Source organism: Nocardioides pyridinolyticus (assembly GCF_054653575.1).
Genome location: NZ_BAAIFY010000009.1, coordinates 108,663 through 132,315, shown reverse-complemented (window position 1 = coordinate 132,315; position 23,653 = coordinate 108,663). Strand labels below are relative to the sequence as shown.

Genomic DNA, 23,653 nt, shown 5'->3' with positions numbered 1-23,653 from the left:
GGCCACCATCACCGGAGCAGAGGCGAGGAAGCGGGCGGAAGGCTGGACGTCGGCTCTGTGCGACGCGCGGCGCGGTGCTCGAGCGCTGCGGACAGGAACGCGAGGGCCAGCGCGGAGCCGGCGAGCAGGGCGCCGACCCAGTTCGGTGCGGTGTAGCCCAGGCCGGCCGCGATGACGACCCCACCGAGCCAGGCGGCCAGGGCGTTGCCCAGGTTGAAGGCGCCGATGTTGACCGCCGAGGCGAGCGTCGGCGCGCCCTGTGCCTGGTCGAGGACCCGCTTCTGCAGGGGCGGGACGGTGGCGAAGCCGAGTCCGCCGACGAGCAGGATCGTGATGGCCGCCAGGGTCTTGTCGTGCGCGGTGAGGGTGAACAGCGCCAGCACCAGCGTCAGGCCGCCGAGGGTCAGGTAGAGCATCGGCATCAGCGCCCGGTCGGCGTACCTGCCGCCGAGGATGTTGCCGAGGAACATCCCGACCCCGAACAGCACCAGCAGCCAGGTGACCGAACCGTCGGCGTAGCCGGCGACGCCGGTCATCATCGGGGCGATGTAGGTGATGGCGGCGAACACGCCGCCGAAGCCGAGCACCGTCATCGCCATCGCGAGGAGGACCTGCACGTTGCCGAGTGCGGCCACCTCGCTACGCAGCCGGGCGCCCTGGGGTCGGGGCAGGGTCGGCACCAGGGCGGCGATGCCGATCAGCCCCACCACGCCAAGGATCGCGATGCCGCCGAACGTCGCGCGCCAGCCCATGGCGTGCCCGACGTACGTCCCGAGGGGAACGCCCACGATGTTCGCGACCGTCAACCCGGTGAACATGAAGGCGATGGCGCCGGCCTTCCTGCTCGGCGCGACCAGCTCGGCGGCCACGACCGAGCCGATGCCGAAGAAGGAGCCGTGGGCGAACGAGGTGATCAGCCGCCCCAGCAGGAGCGCCCCGAACGTGGGCGCCAGCGCGGAGAGGAGGTTGCCCAGCAGGAACAGCCCCATGAGGAGCAGCAGCATGGTCTTGCGGCCCAGCCGGGTGCCCAGGACGGTCGTGACCGGGGCGCCGAGGACGACGCCGAGCGCGTACGCGCTGACGATCCACCCGGCGGTCGGGATGGACACCCCGAACTCGCCGGCGATGTCGGGCAGCAGCCCCATGGCGACGAACTCGGTGGTGCCGATCCCGAAGGCGCCGATGGCGAGGGCGAGCAGTGCCGGTCGAGCGGTGCGATGATGGACGAAGCTCATGCAGACGACCGTAGTTGCAGACGCGGGAGAACATCAAATGCAAGAACCTGCGAACGCCGTGTAGGCTTGGACACAACGCACCGAGGAGAAGCGATGACCCGCAGCACCACCGGCCCCGTCGGACTGTCCGACGGCTGGTACGCCCTGTCCTTGCTGCACGGGCGGATCGAGGCCCACGTCGAGCGGGCCCTCCAGGCGGAGCACGACCTGAGCGTGCGGGAGTTCTCGCTGCTCGAGGTGCTCAGTCGCCAGCACGCCGGGGAGGGCGGGCACCTGCGGATGACCGAGGTCGCGGACGCGGTCGTCCTCAGCCAGAGCGCGACCACCCGCCTCGTGACCCGGCTCGAGGACCGGGGACTGCTGACCCGCTACCTGTGCCCGACCGACCGCCGGGGGATCTACACCGACGTCACGGCGGCGGGTCTGACGCTGCTCGAGCAGGCGCGTCCCACCCACGACGCCGCGCTGCGGCACGCCCTCGAGGCGGCGGCCGACGACCCGCGCCTCGCCCGGCTGGTCGACACGGTCCAGGCTCTCAGCGGCACGACGGCGCCCGCGGGCTCCTGAGACACGGAGACGGCCTCTCGACGTTCGGCCGGAAGCGGTACGCTCCACCTGCCAGTCGTGCTCCACGCAGTGGAGTCAGGGAACCCGGTGTGAGTCCGGGACTGACGCGCAGCGGTGAGGGTGACGGGCGGCGCAACGGCCACTGGACCTCCTCGGAGGACTGGGAAGGCGTGCCGCACCGGTCGATTCCGAGTCCGAAGACCTGCTGGTGCTGGCGGCGACCGCCGCCAGGTCACGACGGGGCCCCGCGCACGGGCTCCCTGGCCAGAAGCAGGTGCGGGCGATGCCGACACGGACCCGACCCGACCGGTGCCCCGGGGCGCTGCGTCCGTGGCCGGCCGACGACGGGCTGCTCGTGCGGCTCCGGCTCGTCGGCGGGCAGATCACCCGGACCGAGCTGAGCGACCTCGTCGCCGTCGCGGAGCAGTACGGCGACGGCCGCGTGCATCTCACCGGGCGGGCCAACCTCCAGCTGCGCGGGCTCCCCGGCGCCGACGGCCGGCTGACCCCCGAGGCGCTGGCGGCCATCGAGGGGACCGGGCTGCTGCCCTCGCTCACCCACGAGCTGGTGCGCAACATCATGGTGGCGCCGCGGTCCGAGCACCTGTGGCCGGTCGCGCACGAGCTCGACCGGCTGCTGTGCGCCGACGAGCGGCTGTCCGAGCTGCCGGGGCGGTTCCTGTTCGTGCTCGACCTGCCCGAGCGCCCGTGCGACCTGGGCCTGGTCGCGCTGGACGACGCGAGCGTCCAGCTGCGCGTGGGCGACCGCTGGGGCGAGGTCGTCGCGCTCGCCGACGCCGTGCCCACGCTCATCGCGCTCGCCCACGCCTTCCTCGACCTCCGCACGACCGAGTGGCACGTCGCCGAGCTGCCGGCACCGCTGACGCCGCCGCGCGAGCGCGACGCCCGCGCGCCGGACCCCGTCGAGCCGATCCCGTACGGCGAGCGCCACCTCCCCGCCGCCGACGGCATCGACCGCGCCCTCGTGGGGCGGCTCGATGCCGACGACCTCGTGATCACGCCCTGGAAGGGGGTGCTGCTCCCGTGAGGCCTCCCGCCCGCCGCTACGACTACGTCACGAGCGGCCCCGACATCTACGTCGACTCGTTCGCCACCATCCGGCGCGAGGCCGACCTCACCGCCGTACCCCTCGATGCGGAGAAGCTCGTCGTGCGGATGATCCACGGCAGCGGGCAGGTCGACCTCGCCCGCGACGTCCGCGTGCACCCCGGCCTGGTGACGGCCGCGCGGGCCGCGCTGGAGGACGGCCGGCCGATCCTCTGCGACGCCACGATGGTCGCGACCGGAGTCACCCGCAGCCGACTGCCGCGCGACAACGACGTGCTCTGCCTGCTCAACGACGAGCGCGTCCCGTCGCTCGCGCGGGAGTGGGGCACGACCCGCACGGCCGCGGCGGTCTCGCTCTGGGAGCCGCATCTCGACGGCGCGGTCGTCGCGATCGGGAACGCCCCGACGGCGCTGTTCCACCTGCTCGAGATGCTCCTCGACGGCGCACCGCGCCCGGCGGCGATCGTCGGCTGCCCGGTCGGGTTCATCGGGGCGGCCGAGTCCAAGCAGGCGCTCATCGAGTTCGACCTGGACATCCCCTACGTGACGGTGGTCGGCCGCCGCGGCGGCTCCGCGATGACGTCCTCCGCCCTCAACGCGCTGGCCCAGGAGGAGGAGTGAGCGGCCGGCTGTACGGCGTCGGGGTCGGCCCCGGCGACCCCGAGCTGATCACCCGCAAGGCCGCGCGGCTCATCGGGAGCGCGGACGTCATCGCCTACCACGCGGGCGTGGGCAAGGACTCCAACGCGCGGCGCATCGCCGCCGAGCTGTTCCCCGCGGGCGTCGTCGAGGAGCAGCTCACCTACCCCGTGACCACCGGCACCACCGAGCACCCGGGCGGGTACGCCGGCGCCATGGCCGAGTTCTACGAGGCCGCGGCCGCGCGGCTGGCCGCGCACCTCGACGCCGGGCGCGACGTGGTGGTGCTCGCGGAGGGGGACCCGCTGTTCTACGGGTCGTACATGTACATGCACGACCGGCTCTCGGAGCGCTACGAGACCGAGATCGTGCCCGGCGTCCCGGCCTTCGCCGCCGCGACCGCCGCGGCCGCGAGCCCGCTCGCGCGGCAGACCGACGTGCTCACGGTGCTGCCGGGCACGATGCCGGAGGCCGAGCTCACCCGCCGGCTGGCCGACACCGACGCGGCCGTCGTGATGAAGCTCGGCCGCACGTTCCCCGCCGTGCGCCGGGCGCTCGAGGCCGCGGGCCGGCTCGACGACGCGGTCTACGTCGAGCGGGCCTCGATGGCCGAGCAGCGCTGGCTGCCCGTCGCGGAGGTGGACGCGACCACCGTGCCGTACTTCTCCCTGGTCGTCGTCACCGGCGACAGCCGCCGCCGTCACCGGCCCGCCGCCGAGCTGCTGGTCGTCGGCCTCGGGCCCGGCCCGGACGGCTGGGTCACGCCGGAGGTCTCGTCCGCGCTGGCCCACGTCGACCACGTCGTCGGCTACGGGCCCTACGTCGACCGGGTGCCCGACCGCGCCGGGCTGACCAAGCACAGCAGCGGCAACACCGTCGAGGTCGACCGGGCCCGCCACGCGCTCTCCCTGGCGCAGGCGGGGGAGCGGGTCGCGGTCGTCTCCGGCGGCGACGCCGGCGTGTTCGGCATGGCGGCCGCGGTGTTCGAGGCCGCCGAGGATCCGGCGTACGCCGACGTCGCGATCCGCGTCCTGCCCGGCGTGAGCGCCGTGCAGGCCGTCGCGGCCCGGGCGGGCGCCCCGATCGGCGCGGACTTCGCGGTCGTGTCGCTCTCGGACCGGCTCAAGCCGTGGTCGGTCGTCGAGCGGCGGCTGCGGGCGATCGCCGAGGCCGATCTGGTCCTGGCGATCTACAACCCCGCCTCGCGCTCGCGCACCGAGCAGATCGCGGTCGCCCGGCAGGTGCTGCTGGAGCACCGGAAGCCCGACACGATCGTGGTCGTCGGCCGCGACGTCGGGCGGGCCGAGGAGTCGCTGACGGTCACGACGCTCGCCGAGCTCGACCCGGCCACGATCGACATGAAGTGCCTGCTGATCGTCGGCGCCGACAGCACCCGCGTCGGGCCGCACGGCGTCTGGACGCCGAGGTTCGTCGAGTGACCGTCCACTTCGTCGGCGCCGGGCCGGGGGCCGCGGACCTGCTGACCGTGCGCGCCACGCGGCTGCTGGCCGACGCCGACGTGGTGCTCTACCCGGGCACCTACCTCGACCCCGAGGTCCTCGGCCACGTCAGCCCGGACGCCGAGCTCGTCGACAGCCAGCACCTCGACCTGGACCAGATCACGGAGTGGCTGGCCTCCGGTCGCGACGTGGTGCGCCTGGTCTCGGGCGACCCGTCGGTCTACTCCGCCGTCGCCGAGCAGGCCCGGCGGCTCGACGCGGCCGGGGTGCCGTGGGACGTGACACCGGGCGTGCCGGCGTACGCCGCCGCGGCCGCGCTGGTCGGGCGCGAGCTCACCGTGCCGCTGCTGGCGCAGTCGGTGGTGCTGACGCGCACCCAGGCCCGCTCGACGGCGATGCCGGAGACCGAGTCGCTGGCGGCGTTCGCCGCCACCCGCGCGACGCTCGTGCTGCATCTGGCGATCCGCCGGACGCGGGAGCTGATGGCCGAGCTCGCGCCGGAGTACGGCGCGGACTGCCCGGTCGCCGTCGTGTACCGCGCCAGCCAGCCCGACGAGCTCGTCCTGCGCGGCACGGTCGCGACGATCGCGGACGCGGTCGAGGAGGCCGGCCTGACCCAGGCGGCCGTGATCATCGTCGGCCGGGCACTGGACCCGCGGCCGGGCGGCGAGTCGTTCCTCTACGACCCGGAGCGGGTGCGGACCGCCCACTGAGTCACGGACCGCGCGGGCCTCCAGCCGGTGAAGGAGCCGATCGGCGCCGAGGTCTCGACGGAGATCCGGGTGAGCTCGCCGCCGTGCTCACGGTAGGCCGCGGCGAGCAGCTGCTCGGTCTCCAGCGTCACGCCGTGGACGACCAGCCGGCCTCCCGGCCGCAGCGCCGCCAGGCAGGCGTCGAGCAGGCCCGGCGCGGTGGCGCCGCCGCCGACGAAGACCGCGTCGGGCGTGTCCAGCCCGGCCAGGGCGTCGGGCGCGCGCCCGTGCACCACCCGGAGCGTCGGCACGCCGAGCGAGCGGGCGTTGCGCCCGATCCGCGCCGCGCGCACCTCGTCGGCCTCGACGGCCGTGGCCGTGCAGGTGGGATGCGCGCGCATCCACTCGACGCCGACCGAGCCCGCGCCGGCGCCGACGTCCCAGAGGTGCTCGCCGGGCGTGGGCGCGAGCCGCGCCAGCGCGGAGGCCCGGACGTCGCGCTTGGTCAGCTGCCCGTCGTGCTCGAACAGCTCGTCGGCCAGCCCTGCGACCCAGCCGCCGCGCGGGGGACCGTCGAGCTCCAGGGCCAGCAGGTGCAGCGGCGGTACGGCGGACGGCGGCTCGGCCGCGGTGCCCTCGACCCGGGACTCGTCGGCGTCGCCGAGCTCGCCGAGCACGGTCATCCGCGAGGCGCCGTACCCCGCCTTCTCCAGCAGCGCGCCCACCGTGGCGGGCGTCGAGGTGTCGGAGGAGAGCACGATGAGGCGGCGCCCAGGAGCCAGCTCGCGCAGCACCGCGTGGGCGTCGCGGCCGACGACCGTGACCACGCCGGTGGTCTCGGCGGGCCAGCCCATCCGGGCGCGGGCGAGGGAGACCGACGAGACGAACGGCTCGACGACGACCCGGTCGGGGCCGAACAGCTCGACGAACGTGGTCCCCACCCCGGAGACGAGCGGGTCGCCGGAGGCCAGGGCGACGACCGGGCCGTCCCCGACCAGCTCCGGGAGCCCGTCGCGCAGGGGAGAGGGCCAGCGCTCGCGCCGCTGCCCCGGCACGTCGGGGAGCATCGCGAGGTGGCGCGCGCCGCCGAGGACGAGCGGCGCACCGAGCACCAGCCGCCGCAGCCGCTCCGGGAGCCCGTCCCATCCATCGGCGCCGACGCCCACGACCGTGATCACGCGCAGACGCTACAGTGACTGCTCAGGCACGAGGTGCCCCAACGGTCCAGCCATCGGAAACGGTGGGGCCGGCCGGCGGGGAGAATCTGGGAAGCCGGTGAGACTCCGGCACAGGCCCGCTGCGGTGAATTGAGCCCCACCTACCGGTGAGGGACTCGACAAGTCCGAAGACCGGCCCCGCGCCCGACCGACTGGCAGCAGCGCCAGCCGGCGAACCGAGCGGGAGCCTCCATGCCTTTGCACTACCCCTTCTCCGCCGTCGTCGCCTCCGACGACATGACGCTGGCCCTGGTCCTCACGACCGTCTCGCCCGAGATCGGGGGCGTGCTGGTCCGCGGCGAGAAGGGCACGGCCAAGTCCACCACCGTCCGCGCGCTCGCCGCCGTGCTGCCGCCGATCGACGTGTACGCCGGCGACCGGTTCTCCACCGACCCGGCCGACCCGTCGGCGACGTCCCCGGACGCGCCGTTCACCGGCGCCGAGGTCGAGTCGCGGCCGGTGCGCCTGGTCGAGCTGCCGGTCGGCGCGACCGAGGACCGGGTCCTCGGCTCGCTGCACCTCGAGCAGGCGCTGTCGCAGGGCACGGTCGCCTACGAGCCCGGGCTGCTGGCCCGCGCGCACCGCGGCATCCTCTACGTCGACGAGGTCAACCTCCTCCACGACCACCTCGTCGACCTGCTGCTCGACGCCGCCGCCATGGGCCGCGCGACCGTCGAGCGCGACGGGGTCTCGGTCGAGCACGCCGCGCGGTTCGTGCTCATCGGCACGATGAACCCCGAGGAGGGCGAGCTCCGGCCGCAGCTGCTCGACCGGTTCGGGCTCACCGTCGAGGTCGCCGCGCCGCGAGACCCGGCGCTCCGGGCCGAGGTGGTCCGGCGGCGGATGGCCCACGACGCCGACCCCACCGCCTTCGCCGACCGCTACCGCGTGGACGAGGAGGCGCTGACCGCCCGGATCGAGGCGGCGCGCGAGCGGGTCGGCAAGGTCCACCTGTCCGACGCCGCGCTCGCGAAGATCGCCGAGGTCTGCGCGGCCTTCGAGGTCGACGGGCTGCGCGCCGACATCGTCACCGCCCGGGCCGCGGTCGCCCATGCCGCATGGGAGGGGCGGGACGAGGTCACCAAGGCCGACATCCGGCAGGCGGCGCTGCTCGCGCTGCCGCACCGCCGCCGGCGCAACCCCTTCGACGCTCCCGGCCTCGACGAGGAGCTGCTCGACCGGATCCTCGGCGACGAGGACCTGCCGCCCGAGCCGCCCGAGGACTCGCCGCCCCCACCCGAGGAGGACCCCGCGCCGTCCGAGCCGGAAGGCGGCGGCGAGCCGACCGAGGGCGAGAGCGGCGGGCCGGGCTCGGGTGGCGCGGCTCCGGACTCGAGGGTGACCGCGTCGGCGCCGTACCAACCGCGGCTGCTGACGGTCCGCGGGCTCGGCGAGGGCTCGGACGGTCGGCGCAGCCGGGCGCTGGCGAGCAGCGGACGCCGCGTCGGCGCCCGGGCCGGGAGCGGCTCGCTCCACCTGGTCGAGACGCTGCTGGCCGCGGCACCGCGGCAGGCGACCCGCGAGCGCGACGGGCGGCGGGTGGCCCTGCGCCCCGAGGACCTGCGCACGGCGGTCCGGGAGGGCCGGGAGGCGAACCTGGTGCTGTTCTGCGTCGACGCGTCCGGCTCGATGGCCGCGCGGAAGCGGATGGGCCAGGTCAAGACCGCGATCCTGTCGCTGCTGCTCGACGCCTACCGCCGGCGCGACAAGGTCGGGCTGGTCACCTTCCGCGGCCAGCAGGCCGAGCTGGTGCTCCCGCCGACCCGGTCGGTCGACGTCGCGGCCGTCCGGCTCGACGAGATCCCCGCCGGTGGCCGGACGCCGCTCGCCGAGGGCCTGCTCGAGGCGGCGAAGGTGGTCGAGCGGGAGCGGATCCGGGACCCTCGGCTGCGGCCGCTGCTGGTCGTCGTGACCGACGGTCGCGCCACGGGCGGGACGGACGCGGTCGAGCGGTCCCAGCAGGCCGCCGCGTGGCTCGCCGGCCTGGGCGTCACCACGGTCGTCATCGACGGCGAGACCGGTCCGCTCCGGCTCGGCCTCGCGGTCCGCCTGGCCGAGCTGCTGGGCGCGGAGCACGTGCCCGTCGCCGAGGTCAGCGCGGCAGCGCTCACCGGCGCCGTGCGGGGAGCAGCCTGATGCCGCAGGGCCGGCCGATCGCCGTACCCGACGACGGGCTGACGACCCGGCAGCGCCGCAACCGGCCCCTGGTCGTCGTGCACACCGGAGACGGCAAGGGGAAGTCGACCGCCGCCTTCGGGCTCGCGCTGCGCGGGTGGAACCAGGGCTGGCGGATCGGGGTGTTCCAGTTCGTGAAGTCCGCGAAGTGGCGCATCGGTGAGCAGACCGTGCTCGAGCGGCTCGGGCGGCTGCACGAGGAGACCGGCGAGGGCGGGCCGGTCGAGTGGCACAAGATGGGCTCGGGCTGGTCCTGGAGCCGCAAGCAGGGCGAGGCCGAGGACCACGAGGCGGCGGCCCGCGAGGGCTGGGGCGAGATCAAGCGGCGCCTGGCCGACCAGATGCACGACCTGCTGGTGCTCGACGAGTTCACCTACCTCCTGAAGTGGGGCTGGGTCGACGTCGACGACGTCGTCACGACGCTGGCCGACCGTCCGGGCCACCAGCACGTGGTCATCACCGGCCGGTACGCCGACCCGGCCCTCGTCGAGGTCGCCGACCTCGTGACGGAGATGGGCAAGGTCAAGCACCCGATGGACGTCGGGCAGAAGGGCCAGAGGGGCATCGAGTGGTAGCCCTGCCCCGGCTGGTCGTCGCCGCCCCGTCCACCGGGCAGGGCAAGACCACGGTCGCCACCGGGCTGATGGCGGCGCTGCGGGCTGCTGGGCCCCACGGACGAGGGCTGAGCGTGAGCGGCCACAAGGTCGGGCCGGACTACATCGACCCCGGCTACCACGCGCTCGCCACCGGGCGGCCGGGCCGCAACCTCGACCCGCACCTGGTCGGCGAGGACCTCGTCGTGCCGCTGCTCCTGCACGGCGCGCGCGGCGCGGACGTCGCCGTGGTCGAGGGCGTGATGGGGCTCTACGACGGGCGCCTGGGCACCGACGGGTTCGCCTCGACGGCCCACGTCGCGGCGCTGACGCGGACGCCGGTCGTGCTGGTGCTCGACGTCGCCCGGCTCTCCCGGACCGTCGGGGCGATCGCCGCGGGGTTGGCCGCCTTCGACCCCTCGCTGCACGTGGCCGGGGTCGTGCTCAACCGGGCGGGGTCCGAGCGCAACACCGCCGAGATCGTCCGCGCCCTCGACCTCCCCGTGCTCGGCGTGCTGCCGCACGACGACGGGCTCGCCGCGCCCTCACGCCACCTCGGCCTGGTGCCGACGGCCGAGCGCGTGGAGTCCGAGCGGACCATCGCCGAGCTCGGCGAGCAGGTCGCGCGGCACCTCGACCTCGACGCGCTGCTGGACGCGGCGCGGTCGGCGCCCGACCTCGACGCCGTCCCGTGGACACCGCCGGTCACCCCGCCGGTCACGTCGACGGGCGAAGCCCGGCCGGTGGTGGCGATGGCCGGGGGACGGGCGTTCACGTTCCGCTACGCCGAGACCGAGGAGCTGCTCGAGGCCGCCGGCTGCCGCGTGGTCACCTTCGACCCGCTCACCGACGCCGCCCTGCCCGCCGGGACCCGCGGGATCTACCTGGGCGGCGGCTTCCCGGAGGTGTACGCCGGCGAGCTCGGCGCCAACACCAGCCTGCTGCGCGACCTGAGGGCCGCCGTGGCCGCCGGTGTGCCGACGGTCGCCGAGTGCGCCGGGCTGCTGTACCTCGCCGAGTCGCTGGACGGCGTACCCATGGCGGGGGCGGTGCCGGTCGCGGCCGAGATGACCGACCGGCTCACGCTGCGCTACCCGGTCGTCACGGCCGAGGCGGACTCGCTGCTGCTGCGGGCGGGGGAGCAGGTCACCGGGCACGAGTTCCACCGCACGCGCACGACCCCGGAGGGCGACGTCACGGGGCCGACGCTGCACGCGTCGTACCTCCACGTGCACTGGGCCGGGCACCCCCACCTCGCGCAGCGGTTCGCCGAGGCCGTGCACGCGCCGCGGCTGGACTCCCTGCGCCACCACGGCGACGTCGAGGCCACCCCCGGGCTGCTGGACTTCGCCGTGAACGTCTTCGACGGGCCGCGGCCGACGTGGCTCGACGAGGCCCTGCACGCGGCGGTCGACGGCGCCAGTGCCTATCCGGACGCCCGGCCGGCCATCGAGGCGATCGCGCGACGGCACGGCCGGGCCGCCGACGAGGTGCTGCCCACCGCGGGCGCCGCCGAGGCGTTCTCCCTGGTCGCGCGGCTGCGGCCGTGGCGGCGGCCGGTCGCGGTGCACCCGCAGTTCACCGAGCCGCACGCCGCGCTCGAGCAGGCCGGCCACGCCGTCAGGACCGTGCTCTGCCGCGCCGAGGACGGGTTCGCGCTCGACCCCGAGGCCGTGCCCGAGGACGCCGACCTGGTCGTCGTCGGCAACCCCACGAACCCGACGGGCGTGCTGCACCCGGCGGCCGCGGTGCGGAAGCTCTGCCGCGACGGCCGGCTGGTGGTGGTCGACGAGGCGTTCATGGACGCCGTGCCCGGGGAGCGGGAGTCCCTGGCCGGGGAACCGGGCGTGCTGGTGGTCCGCAGCCTCACCAAGCACTGGTCGATTCCCGGCATCCGGGCGGGGTACGTCGTCGGCGACGCCGACGTCGTCGCCGCGCTCGCTCGCGGGCAGGTGCCGTGGTCGGTGTCCGCGCCGGCGGTCGCCGCGACCGTCGCCTGCCTGGCTCCCACCGCGCTGTCCGAGGCGGAGGAGCGGGCGGCCACCCTGGCCACCTGGCGCTCGGTCCTCACCGACGGGCTGGGCGGGCTGGGGATCGAGCACGTTCCGTCCGCGGCGCCGTTCGTCCTGGCGCGGGTCGGCGAGGGCGTGCACGCCGCGCTGCGCGACCGCGGCGTGGCCGTACGCCGTGCGGACACCTTCCCGGGCCTCGACGGCTCCTGGGTGCGCATCGCCGTGCGCCCGCCCGACACCACCGGCCGGCTCCTCGCCGCCCTGAAGGGAACCCGCTGATGGCCTACGTCTCCGCCCCGTCCGAGATCGCCCGCGGCCACGCCGCCAAGCGGCTCGGCGCGCTGGCCACCCCGCCGGGGGCGCTGGGCCGCCTCGGCGAGCTCGGCGTCTGGCTGGCCGCCTGCCAGGGTCGGGTGCCGCCGGCGGAGGTCGCGGACGTGCGGCTGGTGATCTTCGCCGGCGACCACGGCGTCGCTCAGCACGGCGTCTCGGCGTTCCCGCCCGCGATCACCGGCGCGATGGTGCGGACCTTCCTCACCGGGCGGGCCGCGGTGTCGGCGCTCGCGGCCGCGCACGGCGTCCGGGTGCGCGTGCTCGACCTCGGTGTCGACGAGGACTTCGAGGACCTGCCCGAGGACGTGCGCGCGGCGCTGACCGCGCACAAGGTCCGGCGGTCGAGCGGCGCCATCCACGTCGAGGACGCCCTCACCCTCGACGAGACCCGCACGGCGCTGGCCGCCGGCGCCGCGGTGGCCCGGGAGGAGGCGGGTGCGCAGCTGCTGCTCAGCGGCGACATGGGCATCGGCAACACCACGCCGGCGACCGCGCTGGTCGCCGCCGTGCTCGGCCTGCCGGCGGCCGAGGCGGTCGGCCGCGGCACCGGCATCGACGACGCCACGCTCGCACACAAGGCGTCGGTCATCGACGCGGCGCTCTGCCGGGCCGGCGCCCGCACCGCGGACCCCGTCGAGCTGCTGGCCGCGCTCGGGAGCGCGGACCTCGCCGCGACCACGGGCTACCTGCTGGCGGCCGCGCAGGACGGCGTACCCGTCCTCCTCGACGGGCTGATGAGCGTCGCCAGCGCGCTCGTGGCCGACCGGATGGAGCCCGGTGCCGCGCAGTGGTTCGCCGCCGGCCACCGCTCGACCGAGCCCGCGCAGACGCTGGCGCTGGCCGAGATGGGCCTCGAGCCGCTGCTCGACCTCCAGCTCCGGCTGGGCGAGGGGTCGGGGGCGGTGGCGGCGGTGCCCCTCGTGCGGAGCGCGTCGGCCCTGCTGCGCGACGTGGCCCTGCTGTCCGAGCTGTGACCGCGTCCGGGCTGCTGCTGGGGTACGCCGCCGACCGGCTGCTCGGCGACCCCGCCCGCTTCCACCCGGTCGCGGGGTTCGGGCGCGCGGCCCGGGCGCTCGAGCGCGTGCTCTACGCCGACTCCCGCCGGCGGGGCGTCACGCACCTGACCGTGCTGCTGGGCGGGACCGTGGCGGTCGGGCTCGGGGTCGCCCGCTCGCCGGGCGCCACCGCGCTCGCGACGTGGACGGTGCTCGGCGGCCGGTCGCTGGAGCGCGAGGCGGCCGCCGTGCACGCGCTCCTCATGGCGGGCGACCTGCCCGCGGCCCGGGAGCGGCTGACCCACCTCGTCGGGCGGGACACCTCCACGTTGTCGGAGTCCGAGGTCGCGCGGGCCGTCGTCGAGTCGGTCGCGGAGAACACCTCCGACGCGGTCGTCGCGCCGCTCGTGTGGGGAGCGCTGCTGGGCGTTCCGGGGCTGCTGGGGTACCGCGCGGTGAACACCCTCGACGCGATGGTCGGGCACCGCAGCACGCGCTACGAGCGGTACGGCTGGGCCTCCGCGCGGCTCGACGACCTGCTGAACCTGCCGGGCTCCCGGTTGGCCGGATCCCTTGTCCTGCTGGCCTCTCCGTCCCACGCCGGCGACGCGTGGCGGGCCTGGCGACGCGACGCGGCGGCCCACCCGAGCCCGAACGCGGGCGTGGTCGAGGCGGCGTTCGCCGGGTCGCTGGGCATCCGGCTGGGCGGCACGAACACCTATCCCGGCGGGCGGGTCGAGCACCGGGCGGTGCTGGGCGACGGGCGTCCCGCCGAGCCCGGCGACATCCCCCGGGCGACCGCGCTCGCGCGGCGCGTGGGCGTCGGCGCCGTACTGGTCGCGGCGTCCGCTAGAGTCCTGCTCACGATCGCGAGGAAGCCGGTGGGAGTCCGGCACAGTCGCGCTACTGTGACATCGCCTCCAGCTCGCTCCAGGGCAGGCCGGGTGCGGTGAAGTCAGACCCGAGCGATCGTCTTCACCCCAACGACCAGGGACGCAGAAATCCCTGAGGAGGACACATGTCGCACCCCGTTGCGGCGCCCGTCGCCGGCGCCCCGTCCGTGCCCACCATCCCGCTGCGGGAGCTCGCTCCCTGGCTGATCTTCTTCGGCCTGCTCGCGGTCCTGGCCCTGTTCTTCATCAGCGCCGACCAGGGCGCGGTCTCGATCCCCGCGGGCACCGCGGTCCACGAGTGGGTCCACGACGGTCGGCACCTGCTCGGCTTCCCCTGCCACTGATGAGTGCCCGGGCCTTCCTGGTTCGTGGGTTGCTCGCCGGCTTGCTCGCCGGCCTCGCCACGTTCTTCGTCGCCCACCAGGTGGGCGAGCCGCATGTCGAGCGCGCCATCGCCCTCGAGGAGGCGGCCGCCTCGGACGGGCACACGCATGCCGAGTCCGGGTCGGAGTCCGGGGCCGAGTCCCACTCCCACGGTGACGAGGACGCCGCCGTCTCCCGCTCCACCCAGCGCACCTGGGGACTCTGGACCGCCTCGGTGGCCGTCGGCGTCGCTCTCGGCGGCCTGGTCGGTCTCGGGGCCGCCGTGGCCGCGGGCCGGCTCGGCCGCCTCGGCGTCCGGGGCTCGACCGCGCTCGTCACCCTGGTGGGCTTCGTGTCCGTCGGACTGGTGCCGTTCCTGAAGTACCCGGCCACCCCACCCGCGGTCGGCTCGGGCGACACCATCGGCGAGCGGACGGCGGCGTACTTCGGCTTCTTGCTGCTCTCGGTCGTGGTGGCGGTCGCCGTCGTGGTGGTCGCCGCCCGGCTGCTGCCTCGCCTCGGCGGCTACGTCGTGGTGGTCGGGGGCGGTGCCGCCTACCTGGCGGTGATGGTGCTGGCCGGCCAGCTGTTCCCGACGGTCAACGAGATCGGCGACTTCCCGGCCGACACCCTCTGGTACTTCCGCCGCGCCTCGCTGCTCACGCTCGCCACGCTCTGGGGCGTCATCGGCGTCGTGCTCGTCGGCCTGCTCGGCCGGCTGTGGCAGCGGGAGTCCGCGCTCGCCGCGCGGCGGGAGCTGGCCGCGTCGCTGTAGGTCGGCCTTCCACCGGGACGTCATACGAGGTGGCTGCCCGGACGACCAGTCCGGATGACGTCCCCGGTGAGCAGTCAGTCCCGCGGCTGCCAGTCGGGCTGGTAGCCGGTGGTGAGCCGACGCCGGTCGGTTCCGTCACCGTCGGCGCGCATCACGTACGCCGTGCCGGAGGCGTTGTTGGTGAAGGCCATGAACCGGCCTGATGGCGAGGGGGCTCCACCGGTGTCGCCGGGTCGCGAGGCGAATCCGGGGTAGACGATCAGGCGCGGACCGTAGGTCTCGCCGGTGTCGCCGCCGTCGCGCTCGCTGTAGCCGAACTCGCCGGTGGGTCCGAAGAACAGGTCCGTCCACTCCGCGTAGCCGCAGCAGTCCGCACCGAGCGCGCGGTACTGGTAGGTCTCACCGGTGCTCGGGTGGAACCACCACATCGCGTAGTCGTAGTAGCAGTCCGCCCTGTTGTAGAGCGCGATCGTCGCGCCGTCCGGAGCCCAGGCCAGGTACCGGTCGACCGGGATCTCCGGCAAGGGGTTGAGCGCACACCAGCTGTTGCTCTCGTAGCCGGACGGTGTCGTGGGCGAGCCGCCCTGGGCTGAGACCAGCTGGAGCGCGCCGTCCGCGGCATAGGCGAGAGTGGTGCCGTCCGGCGACCACGATGCGCCCGCCGAGGTGACGTCGCCGCTCCTCGTGACCGGGCGCTTGCCGCCGCCGTTGGCGAACATGACCCAGAGGTCGTGCCGGCCGTCGGTGGTCTCGTGGACGTAGGCGATCCGCCTCCCGTCGGGGGACCACTTCGGCCGGTAGTTCTTGCCGACCGAGGTCAGGCGGGTCACCGATCGACCGGTGGCGCTCATCTTGTAGATCTGGTTGGCGCGGACGAACGCGATCTGTCCGTCGTCGCCCGGGTAGGCCGCTTCGGCCGGCGCACTTCCCACGGTGGTGAGCGCCGCGGCGGCGCCGACCACGGCGACCGCGAGGACGCGGACGCCTCCCGAGATGAATCCCATGACGATGCTCCTCGCTCGAGCCGTTAGGCTCCGACGCTGACACAGGATCCGCGTGTGGGTCATACCCAGATCAGATGGTCCTGGGGGTGTGGTCGACGGTCACGCCCGGCGGCACGGAGTAGTCACGGGGACGGACGTCAGCAGCGCGCGAACACCCAGCAGGCGGCGTCGGTGACCTCGCGGACCCGGGGCACGCCGGCCGGGCCCGGAGGCCGTCGTACGACCACGACCGGCACGTCCCGCGCCGCCGCGGCGTCCAGCTTCGGCTGGGTGTAGGTGCCGCCGGAGTCCTTGGTGACGAGGACGTCGGCAGCGTGCCCGTCCATCAGGTCGAGCTCGCCGTCGAGCGAGTACGGCCCGCGGCTGGTGACGACCGCCCACGGGGCGGGCAGCGCGAAGGACGGTACGTCGACCACGCGGGCCAGCACCGCACGGCCACCGAGCGACGGCACGAAGCGCGACAGCTCCTGGCGGCCGACGGTCAGGAACGGCCGCGAACCTAGGTCGGCGGCGACCGTCGCCGCCTCCTCGTGCGTGTCGACGTACACCCAGGCGGGGTGGGGCACCCAGCCCGGCCGCTCCAGGCGGAGCAGGGGGGTGTCGGTGCAGGCGGCGGCCGCGTGGGCGGACATCTGCGCGGAGAACGGATGGGTGGCGTCGACGACGGCGTCGTACTCGGCCAGCGCGGCTCTCAGCCCCTCGACACCGCCGAACCCGCCGATGCGCACCGCGCCGACCGGCAGCCGGGGCTCGGCCACCCGACCGGCGAGCGAGGAGGTGACGTCGATCCCGGCATCGACCAGGAGGCCCGCGAGCTCGCGGGCCTCCGAGGTGCCGCCGAGGATGAGCAGCCTCATCGCGACCTCATCGCGGCCTCATCGCGACGGAGCCCGCAGCAGGTAGACGTCCATGACCCAGCCGGCCGTCTCGCGAGCGTGAGACCGCGCCGACTCGACGGCCGGCAGCACGTCGACGACCCGTCCGGAGACCAGGGCCTCGGACGGGGTCCCGAGGTTGGCGCCCCACCAGATCGACCAGTCGTCGAGCCCGGCGAGGTCGAGGTTCCGGTTCAGCATCACGACCAGGTTGTCCTGTCCGGCGTTGACCGCGGCCCGCAGCCGCCGCCCGGTCGTCACGTGCACCGGCCGGCCGACCTCGTGGAGCACGATCCCGTGCCGCGCGGCGAGCAGCTGCGGGGCGCTGATCCCGGGGACCACGGTGACCTCGAACCCCGGCAGCTCCGCCACCAGCCGCAGCGTCGAGTCGTAGAGCGACGGGTCGCCCCACACCAGCATCGCGACGTCGCCCGGCCGCTCCAGCGCCTCCCGGCACGCGCGGACGCGCGCCGCGTGCCACTCGCGTACGGCGGCGGGGTAGTCGGCCGGGTTGTCCCGGTCGCGCCGCGGGTCGGTGACGACCACGACCGGCGGGTCGCCGTGCTCGCGGCAGATGGCCTCTCGCACCGAGAGCAGGGAGTCGTCGTCGGACTTCTGGAAGGCCACGACGTAGTCCACCGACCGCAGCGCGGCGGCGGCCTCGGCGGTGACGTGCTGCGGCCCCATGCCGACGCCGATGACGAGCAGCCTCCTCATCGGTCCTCCAGCTCGCCCTCGACGTCGAGGTACACGCGTTGCATCTCCGCGAGCACGTCGGCGTCCGGGTCTTCCCACAGACCGCGGTCGGCGGCCTCGTGCAGCCGCTCGACGATGCCGCGCAGCGCCCACGGGTTCGACTGCCGCAGGAACTGCTGGTTGGTCTCGTCGAGCACGTACTCGCGGGCGAGCTTGTCGTACATCCAGTCGTGCACGACGCCGGCCGTGGCGTCGAAGCCGTACAGGTAGTCGACGGTCGCGGCCAGCTCGAACGCGCCCTTGTAGCCGTGCCGCTGCATCGCCGCGATCCAGCGCGGGTTGACGACCCGCGCCCGGAAGACGCGTGCGGTCTCCTCCGCGAGCGTCCGGGTGCGGATCGCGTCGGGGGTGGTCGAGTCGCCGACGTAGGCCTTGGGATCGGCGCCGGTGAGCGCGCGGACCGTCGCCACCATGCCGCCGTGGTACTGGAAGTAGTCGTCGGAGTCGGCGATGTCGTGCTCGGCCGAGTCGACGTTCTTCGCCGCCACCTTGATCCGCCGGTAGTTCGCGCGCATGTCGTCGGCCGCGGGTACGCCGTCGAGGTCGCGGCCGTAGGCGAACCCGCCCCACGCCGTGTAGACCTCGGCGAGGTCCTGGTCGTCGCGCCACGAGCCGGACTCGATCGCCTGGAGGATGCCGGCGCCGTACGACCCTGGCTTGGAGCCGAAGATCCGGGTCGTCGCGCGGCGCCAGTCGCGGTGGTCGCCCATCTCCTCCTGCGCGTGGGCGCGCACGAAGTTCTGCTCGTGCGGCTCGTCGAGCTCGGCCACCATCCGCACCGCGTCGTCGAGCATCGCGACGACGTGCGGGAAGGCATCGCGGAAGAAGCCCGAGATCCGCACCGTCACGTCGATGCGCGGTCGGCCGAGCTCCTCGAGCGGCACGACCACGAGCTCGCGGACCCGGCGCGACTCGGCGTCCCACTCGGGGCGTACGCCGAGCAGCGCGAGCACCTCGGCGACGTCGTCTCCGCTCGTGCGCATCGCCGAGGTGCCCCAGACGCTGAGGCCCACGGAGGCGGGGTAGGTGCCGGTCTCGTCGAGGTAGCGCCCGAGCAGCGAGTCCGCCATCGCCTGGCCGGTCTGCCAGGCCAGCCGCGACGGCACGGCGCGCGGGTCGACGGTGTAGAAGTTGCGGCCGGTCGGGAGGACGTTGACCAGGCCGCGCAGGGGAGAGCCGGACGGTCCGGCCGGCACGAAACCACCGGCGAGGGAGTGCAGGACGGCGTCGAGCTCGTCGGTCGTCCGGGCGAGGCGCGGCACGACCTCGGTGGCCGCGAACGTCAGCACCCGCTGGACGTCCGGCTCGTCGTGCAGCGTCGACACGACCGCCGGGTCCCAGTCGGCCGCCTCCATCGCCTCGATCAGCGCTCGTGCCCGCGTCTCGGCCTCGTCGACCGCCGCTAGCTCCGCGCCCTCCTTGAGCCCGAGCGCGGCGCGCAGGCCGGGCACCGCGTTGCCGACGCCGCCCCAGACCTGGGCGGCGCGGAGGATCGAGAGCACCAGGTTGACCCGCGCCTCGCCGGTCGGCGCGGCGCCGAGCACGTGCAGGCCGTCGCGGATCTGGGCGTCCTTGATCTCGCAGAGCCAGCCGTCGACGTGCAGCAGGAAGTCGTCGAACTCCTCGTCGCCCGGACGCTCGTCCAGCCCGAGGTCGCGGTGCAGCTCGGCGGCGTGCATCAGCTGCCAGATCTCGCCGCGGATCGCCGGCAGCTTGGCCGGGTCCATCGTCGAGATCTTGTCGTACTCCTCGAGCAGCCCCTCGAGCCGCGCGATGTCGCCGTAGGACTCCGCGCGGGCCATCGGGGGCACCAGGTGGTCGACGATCGTGGCGTGCGCGCGCCGCTTGGCCTGCGCGCCCTCGCCCGGGTCGTTGACCAGGAACGGGTAGACCAGCGGCAGGCTCCCGAGCGCGGCGTCCGGCCCGCACGCAGGGGAGAGCGCGGCGTTCTTGCCGGGCAGCCACTCCAGCGAGCCGTGCTTGCCGAGGTGGACCACGGCGTCGGCCCGGAACCCGTGCTCGAGCCAGCGGTACGCCGCCAGGTAGTGGTGCGTGACGGCCAGGTCGGGGTCGTGGTAGATCGCGACCGGGTTCTCCCCGAAGCCGCGGGGCGGCTGGATGAGGATCACCACGTTGCCGGCCTGCAGGGTGGCCAGGACCAGGTCCCCGTCGTCGTTGACGAACAGCGAGCCGGGGGCCTCGCCCCACGCCTCGGTCATCGCGTCGCGGAGCTCGTCGGGCAGGTCGGCGGTCCAGGCGGCGTACTGGTCCGGGGTGATCCGCACATGCGCGTCGGTCAGCTGGGCAGAGGTCAGCCACTCCTCGTCCTGGCCGCCGGCGTCGATGAGCGCGTGGATCAGCGCGTCCCCGGCCGCTGTGTCGTCGTCGAGGTCGAGGAACGGCAGGTCACCGACGTCGTACCCCTCCTCGCGCAGCCGCCGGAGCAGCCGGATCGCGGAGACCGGGGTGTCGAGACCGACGGCATTGCCGATCCGTGCGTGCTTGGTGGGGTACGCCGAGAGCACGAGCGCGAGCCGCTTCTCGGCGTTCGGCACGTGCCGCAGCCGGGCGTGGTTGACCGCGATCCGCGCGACCCGGCGGCACCGCTCGGCGTCGGCGACGTAGCGGGGGAGCCCGTCCTCGTCGACCTCCTTGAACGAGAACGGCGCGGTGCTGATCCGCCCGTCGAACTCCGGGATCGCGATCTGGTTGGCGTAGTCGAGCGGGCTGACGCCGTCGTCGGACTCCTCCCAGTCGGCGCGGCTGTTCGTGAGGCAGAGCCCTTGCAGGACGGGGATGTCGAGCGCGGCCATCCGCTCGACGTCCCAGGTCTCGTCGTCGCCCCCCGCGCTCGCCGAGGCGGGCACGCTGCCGCCGGCGGCGAGGACGGTCACGACCAGCGCGTCGAGCGTGCCGAGGGCCTCGTACAGCTCGTCGGGCGCGGCCCGCAGGCTCCCGGCGAAGACCGGGACGCCGACCGCCTCGCCGGTCGCGTCGATCGCGTCGCACAGCGCGTGCGCGAACGCGTGGTTGCCGCTGACCTCGTGGGCCCGGTAGTAGAGGACGCCGACCCGTGGGCGGTCCGTGGGCCGCGCCGCCATGCCCCACACGGGCACCGCGGCCGGCGGCCCGAAGCCCTCACCGGTCAGCAGGACGGTGTCGGAGAGGAAGGCGTGCAGCTGCGCGAGGTTGGCCGGGCCGCCCTCGGCGAGGTAGCGGTGCGCCTCGGCCGCGACGCCCATCGGCACGGTCGAGAGCTCCATCAGCTCCGCACTCGGCTGTTGCTCGCCGCCGAGCACCACCACGGGCCGGCCGCCCGTGAACAGCGCCTCGCGCCACGGGTCGAGGTCGTGCGGCGACCCCAGCAGGCGTACGACGACCAGGTCGACGTCGTCCAGGGGCGGCAGGGACCGCGCGGGGTTGGCCCAGACCCAGGCCGCACCGCTGGCGCGCGCGGAGAGCAGGTCGGTGTCGGACGTGGACAGCAGGGCGAGCCGCATGCCGCGGTTCCTCCTCCGGGGTTCTCGCCCCGTCGATCGGTCGGAATCGCCCGCAGTCAGTGTCTGGCTGCACCGCCGCCCCGGAGGGCGTCGGCGTCACAGTGGCGGAACCGCCCCGGACTCTCACCGGGTTCCTGCGCCACGGGCGTGAGCGCAGCCTACGGGAGCCGGGCCTACTTGCGCGTAACTCGTCTCGCATTCGGCCGTTGAGTGGGGCGGAGGGAACGACTCCACGGCTGCGTCCCGAAAGCGAGTGTCATGCGACCTCTTCGAGCCCTCGTCATCGCCACGACCGTCCTCGCGCTGACGGCCTGCGGGTCACAGCTGGACCCGGACACCGTGGCGCAGGTCAGCGGCGGCACCGGCACCGGCGTCGACGCCGGGGGAGTCGTGCCGGCCGACGGCTCGGTCCCGGGCGCCACCGGTGGTGGCGAGACCACGGCCGGGTCCACCGGCTCCTCCGGCTCCACCGGTGGCTCGGCCGGTGGTGGCGGCACGACCGGCGGCACGACCGGCGAGGGCGACAACGCCGCGGACGGCGGGGTGAAGCGCGCCTCCTGCGACGGGTTCGAGAACCAGACCGGCATCACCGACAAGACCATCACCATCGCCAACGCCTCCGACCTCTCCGGGCCGGTGCCCGGGCTGTTCGAATCGGCCCAGCTCGGCGTCCGCGCCTACGTCGCCTACTTCAACTCCACCTCCGACCTCTGCGGCCGCAAGCTCGACCTGCTCGCGCTCGACAGCAAGACCGACGCGGGCGCCGACCAGGCGGCGTACACCCAGGCCTGCGACCAGGCGTTCGCCGCGGTGGGGTCCCAGTCGGTCATGGACTCCGGCGGCGTGGGGGCGGCCGAGGGCTGCGGCATCCCGGACCTGCGGTCGGGGACGCTCACCACCGACCGCGCCGCCTGCGACGTCTGCCACAGCGCCCAGACCTTGGAGGTCGGGGTGCAGTCCACCTCGTTCCTCGGCCACATCCGCAAGGTCGAGAAGGCGGCGACCGAGAAGGCCGCCTTCCTCTACCTCGACGCCGGCGGCTCCGGCCAGGTCGCGAAGACCTACGCCGAGACGGCCGAGGAGATCGGCTACGGCGTCGAGATCTTCACCGGCATCGACACCGCCGAGTTCAACTACGCGCCCTACGTCCAGCAGCTCAAGGACAAGGGCATCACCTACGTGATGTTCGTCGGCGCCAACCAGCACGCCGTGCGCTTCGCCGAGGCGATGAAGCAGCAGCGCTACGAGCCGAAGGTCTTCAACGTCTCGCAGACCCAGTACAACCAGACCTACGTCGAGACCGGCGGCGATGCCGTCGAGGGCACCTGGATCCCGGTGCCGCACCCGCTCTTCACCGACACCAGCAACAAGGAGCTCCAGCTCTACCTCGCGTGGCTCCAGCAGGTGAAGCCCGGGTCGGACCCGACGACGTTCGGGCTCTTCGCCTGGTCGGCCGCACGGCTGTTCGTCGAGAAGGCCGCCGCCCTGGGCGGCAAGCTGACCCGGGCCGCCCTGCTCGACGCGGTCCGCGCCGAGCACCGGTGGACCGCGAACGGGCTGCACGCGGTGATGGACGTGGGCGCCAAGACGACCTACGAGTGCACCTCGCTGGTGCGGCTGGTCAACGGCGTGTGGCGCAAGGTCACCCCGGGCGACTACATCTGCGGCAACCTGGTCCGGACCTCGGTTGCCGACTGACCGCCGAGCCGCAGCCGTGACCGACCTGCGAGGATCGCCGGCATGACCCGGCCCGTCGCCCTCGTCACCGGCAGCACCTCGGGGATCGGGGAGGCGGTGGCGCGGCGGTTCGCCAGCGACGGCTTCCACGTCCTCGTGCACTCCGGGTCCAGCGTGGAGGCGGGGGAGCGGCTGGCCGGCGAGCTCGGCGGCTCCTACGTGCAGGCCGACCTCGCCGACGCGGACACGGCCGGCGCGACGGTCGCCTCCACGCTGGCCGGGATCGGGCGCCTCGACGTGCTCGTCAACAACGCCGGCATCAGCTGGCCGATCCCGCACGACGACCTCGCCGCCGCGCCGCCGCAGATGTGGCGCGACGTGCTCGAGGTGAACCTGGTCAGCCCGTGGGCGCTGGCGACCGCCGCGGCGCCGTACCTCCGGCAGCGCCGGGGCTGCATCGTGAACGTGACCAGCCACGCCGGCGTCCGCCCGAAGGGCTCCTCGGTGCCGTACGCCGCCAGCAAGGCCGCGCTCAACCACGTGACGAGGCTGCTGGCCGTCGCGCTCGGCCCCGACGTCCGGGTCAACGCGGTGGCCCCGGGGCTGGTCGACACCCCGCTGACCGCGGAGTGGACCGCGGCGCAGGAGCTCTGGCGCGAGCGGTCGCCGATGCGGCGCGCGGCGACGCCCGCGGACGTGGCCGGGCTGGTGGCCGACCTGGTCGCGAGCGACTACCTCACCGGCGAGGTCGTGGTGCTGGACGGCGGACTCCACCTCCTCTGAAGGCTCTCGGTAGGCTCGAGCTCGACCACGAGTGACCTCAC

General features: G+C 74.5%; 20 protein-coding genes and 3 riboswitches. Of the genes, 14 read left to right on the top strand and 6 right to left on the bottom strand.

Annotated elements, in window-relative coordinates; genetic code table 11:
* Positions 1-8: 8 nt before the first annotated feature.
* Positions 9-1,235, bottom strand: a complete 1,227-nt coding sequence (locus tag ACYQ0U_RS10685; RefSeq protein WP_459972510.1) for an MFS transporter — start codon at positions 1,233-1,235, stop codon at positions 9-11.
* A 93-nt stretch (positions 1,236-1,328) separates the two neighbouring features.
* On the opposite strand from ACYQ0U_RS10685, the gene ACYQ0U_RS10680 reads away from it, so the two are divergent.
* From ACYQ0U_RS10680 to cobM, 5 genes are all read left to right on the top strand, one after another.
* Positions 1,329-1,802 (top strand): MarR family winged helix-turn-helix transcriptional regulator, encoded by a 474-nt coding sequence (locus ACYQ0U_RS10680; protein ID WP_459972507.1) that lies wholly within the window; start codon positions 1,329-1,331, stop codon positions 1,800-1,802.
* A gap of 37 nt (positions 1,803-1,839) precedes the next feature.
* Positions 1,840-2,026: riboswitch (cobalamin riboswitch) on the top strand.
* A 59-nt stretch (positions 2,027-2,085) separates the two neighbouring features.
* Positions 2,086-2,850, top strand: a complete 765-nt coding sequence (locus ACYQ0U_RS10675; protein WP_459972505.1) for a nitrite reductase — start codon at positions 2,086-2,088, stop codon at positions 2,848-2,850.
* Positions 2,847-3,491, top strand: a complete 645-nt coding sequence (locus tag ACYQ0U_RS10670) for a precorrin-8X methylmutase (RefSeq protein WP_459972502.1) — start codon at positions 2,847-2,849, stop codon at positions 3,489-3,491. Before ACYQ0U_RS10675 ends, ACYQ0U_RS10670 begins: the two co-directional genes overlap by 4 nt.
* The gene (locus ACYQ0U_RS10665) at positions 3,488-4,948 is read left to right on the top strand and encodes a precorrin-2 C(20)-methyltransferase (protein WP_459972501.1); all 1,461 of its coding nucleotides are present in this window, start codon (positions 3,488-3,490) and stop codon (positions 4,946-4,948) included. The genes ACYQ0U_RS10670 and ACYQ0U_RS10665 overlap by 4 nt, the downstream gene beginning before the upstream one ends.
* On the top strand, positions 4,945-5,682 hold the full coding sequence (gene cobM / locus ACYQ0U_RS10660; protein ID WP_459972499.1) for a precorrin-4 C(11)-methyltransferase: 738 nt from the start codon (positions 4,945-4,947) through the stop codon (positions 5,680-5,682). The genes ACYQ0U_RS10665 and cobM overlap by 4 nt, the downstream gene beginning before the upstream one ends.
* On the opposite strand, the gene cbiE is transcribed toward cobM, so the two are convergent.
* On the bottom strand, positions 5,649-6,839 hold the full coding sequence (gene cbiE, locus ACYQ0U_RS10655) for a precorrin-6y C5,15-methyltransferase (decarboxylating) subunit CbiE (protein ID WP_459972497.1): 1,191 nt from the start codon (positions 6,837-6,839) through the stop codon (positions 5,649-5,651). The genes cobM and cbiE overlap by 34 nt on opposite strands.
* 45 nt (positions 6,840-6,884) lie before the next feature.
* Positions 6,885-7,033: riboswitch (cobalamin riboswitch) on the top strand.
* Positions 7,034-7,070: 37 nt separating this feature from the next.
* On the opposite strand from cbiE, the gene ACYQ0U_RS10650 reads away from it, so the two are divergent.
* The 7 genes from ACYQ0U_RS10650 to ACYQ0U_RS10620 all read left to right on the top strand — a co-directional run bounded on the left by ACYQ0U_RS10650 (position 7,071) and on the right by ACYQ0U_RS10620 (position 15,017).
* Positions 7,071-9,014, top strand: coding sequence for a VWA domain-containing protein (locus tag ACYQ0U_RS10650; RefSeq protein WP_459972495.1), 1,944 nt, complete (start codon positions 7,071-7,073; stop codon positions 9,012-9,014).
* Entirely contained in the window at positions 9,014-9,628 is a 615-nt protein-coding gene (cobO, locus tag ACYQ0U_RS10645) for a cob(I)yrinic acid a,c-diamide adenosyltransferase (protein WP_459972493.1), read from the top strand. The genes ACYQ0U_RS10650 and cobO overlap by 1 nt, the downstream gene beginning before the upstream one ends.
* Positions 9,622-11,937 carry a bifunctional hydrogenobyrinic acid a,c-diamide synthase/histidinol phosphate aminotransferase CobBC gene (cobBC, locus tag ACYQ0U_RS10640; protein ID WP_459972491.1) on the top strand — a complete coding sequence of 772 codons (2,316 nt, stop codon included), beginning with the start codon at positions 9,622-9,624 and terminating at the stop codon, positions 11,935-11,937. Before cobO ends, cobBC begins: the two co-directional genes overlap by 7 nt.
* Positions 11,937-12,965, top strand: coding sequence for a nicotinate-nucleotide--dimethylbenzimidazole phosphoribosyltransferase (cobT, locus tag ACYQ0U_RS10635; protein ID WP_459972489.1), 1,029 nt, complete (start codon positions 11,937-11,939; stop codon positions 12,963-12,965). The genes cobBC and cobT overlap by 1 nt, the downstream gene beginning before the upstream one ends.
* Positions 12,962-13,939 (top strand): cobalamin biosynthesis protein, encoded by a 978-nt coding sequence (locus ACYQ0U_RS10630; RefSeq protein WP_459972487.1) that lies wholly within the window; start codon positions 12,962-12,964, stop codon positions 13,937-13,939. The genes cobT and ACYQ0U_RS10630 overlap by 4 nt, the downstream gene beginning before the upstream one ends.
* Positions 13,940-14,004: 65 nt before the next feature.
* Entirely contained in the window at positions 14,005-14,223 is a 219-nt protein-coding gene (locus ACYQ0U_RS10625; protein ID WP_459972485.1) for a CbtB domain-containing protein, read from the top strand.
* A complete protein-coding gene (locus ACYQ0U_RS10620; RefSeq protein ID WP_459972483.1) occupies positions 14,223-15,017 on the top strand; it encodes a CbtA family protein in 795 nt (264 codons plus the stop codon). Before ACYQ0U_RS10625 ends, ACYQ0U_RS10620 begins: the two co-directional genes overlap by 1 nt.
* 74 nt (positions 15,018-15,091) lie before the next feature.
* Here ACYQ0U_RS10620 and ACYQ0U_RS10615 read toward each other — a convergent pair whose 3' ends face one another.
* From ACYQ0U_RS10615 to cobN, 4 genes are all read right to left on the bottom strand, one after another.
* Complete coding sequence (locus ACYQ0U_RS10615; protein WP_459972481.1) at positions 15,092-16,021, bottom strand: TolB family protein; 930 nt, start codon at positions 16,019-16,021, stop codon at positions 15,092-15,094.
* A 137-nt stretch (positions 16,022-16,158) separates the two neighbouring features.
* Positions 16,159-16,878, bottom strand: a complete 720-nt coding sequence (locus tag ACYQ0U_RS10610) for a cobalt-precorrin-6A reductase (RefSeq protein WP_459972478.1) — start codon at positions 16,876-16,878, stop codon at positions 16,159-16,161.
* Between the two features lie 18 nt (positions 16,879-16,896).
* Positions 16,897-17,613, bottom strand: a complete 717-nt coding sequence (gene cobF, locus ACYQ0U_RS10605; protein WP_459972475.1) for a precorrin-6A synthase (deacetylating) — start codon at positions 17,611-17,613, stop codon at positions 16,897-16,899.
* Complete coding sequence (cobN, locus tag ACYQ0U_RS10600) at positions 17,610-21,152, bottom strand: cobaltochelatase subunit CobN (RefSeq protein WP_459972472.1); 3,543 nt, start codon at positions 21,150-21,152, stop codon at positions 17,610-17,612. Before cobN ends, cobF begins: the two co-directional genes overlap by 4 nt.
* 37 nt (positions 21,153-21,189) lie before the next feature.
* Positions 21,190-21,330: riboswitch (cobalamin riboswitch) on the bottom strand.
* An 80-nt stretch (positions 21,331-21,410) separates the two neighbouring features.
* Here cobN and ACYQ0U_RS10595 point away from each other — a divergent pair.
* Both ACYQ0U_RS10595 and ACYQ0U_RS10590 read left to right on the top strand, forming a co-directional pair.
* On the top strand, positions 21,411-22,850 hold the full coding sequence (locus tag ACYQ0U_RS10595; protein WP_459972468.1) for an ABC transporter substrate-binding protein: 1,440 nt from the start codon (positions 21,411-21,413) through the stop codon (positions 22,848-22,850).
* 42 nt (positions 22,851-22,892) lie between these two features.
* A complete protein-coding gene (locus ACYQ0U_RS10590) occupies positions 22,893-23,612 on the top strand; it encodes an SDR family NAD(P)-dependent oxidoreductase (protein WP_459972466.1) in 720 nt (239 codons plus the stop codon).
* Positions 23,613-23,653 lie beyond the last annotated feature (41 nt).

Coding starts and splice junctions, on each gene's coding strand:
- cobN (WP_459972472.1), bottom strand. CDS start 21,152: ATGCGGCTCGCCCTGCTGTCCACGTCCGACACCGACCTGCTCTCCGCG.
- ACYQ0U_RS10685 (WP_459972510.1), bottom strand. CDS start 1,235: ATGAGCTTCGTCCATCATCGCACCGCTCGACCGGCACTGCTCGCCCTC.
- ACYQ0U_RS10610 (WP_459972478.1), bottom strand. CDS start 16,878: ATGAGGCTGCTCATCCTCGGCGGCACCTCGGAGGCCCGCGAGCTCGCG.
- cobT (WP_459972489.1), top strand. CDS start 11,937: ATGGCCTACGTCTCCGCCCCGTCCGAGATCGCCCGCGGCCACGCCGCC.
- ACYQ0U_RS10590 (WP_459972466.1), top strand. CDS start 22,893: ATGACCCGGCCCGTCGCCCTCGTCACCGGCAGCACCTCGGGGATCGGG.
- ACYQ0U_RS10615 (WP_459972481.1), bottom strand. CDS start 16,021: ATGGGATTCATCTCGGGAGGCGTCCGCGTCCTCGCGGTCGCCGTGGTC.
- cobF (WP_459972475.1), bottom strand. CDS start 17,613: ATGAGGAGGCTGCTCGTCATCGGCGTCGGCATGGGGCCGCAGCACGTC.
- ACYQ0U_RS10675 (WP_459972505.1), top strand. CDS start 2,086: ATGCCGACACGGACCCGACCCGACCGGTGCCCCGGGGCGCTGCGTCCG.
- cobO (WP_459972493.1), top strand. CDS start 9,014: ATGCCGCAGGGCCGGCCGATCGCCGTACCCGACGACGGGCTGACGACC.
- ACYQ0U_RS10625 (WP_459972485.1), top strand. CDS start 14,005: ATGTCGCACCCCGTTGCGGCGCCCGTCGCCGGCGCCCCGTCCGTGCCC.
- ACYQ0U_RS10595 (WP_459972468.1), top strand. CDS start 21,411: ATGCGACCTCTTCGAGCCCTCGTCATCGCCACGACCGTCCTCGCGCTG.
- ACYQ0U_RS10650 (WP_459972495.1), top strand. CDS start 7,071: ATGCCTTTGCACTACCCCTTCTCCGCCGTCGTCGCCTCCGACGACATG.
- ACYQ0U_RS10620 (WP_459972483.1), top strand. CDS start 14,223: ATGAGTGCCCGGGCCTTCCTGGTTCGTGGGTTGCTCGCCGGCTTGCTC.
- ACYQ0U_RS10680 (WP_459972507.1), top strand. CDS start 1,329: ATGACCCGCAGCACCACCGGCCCCGTCGGACTGTCCGACGGCTGGTAC.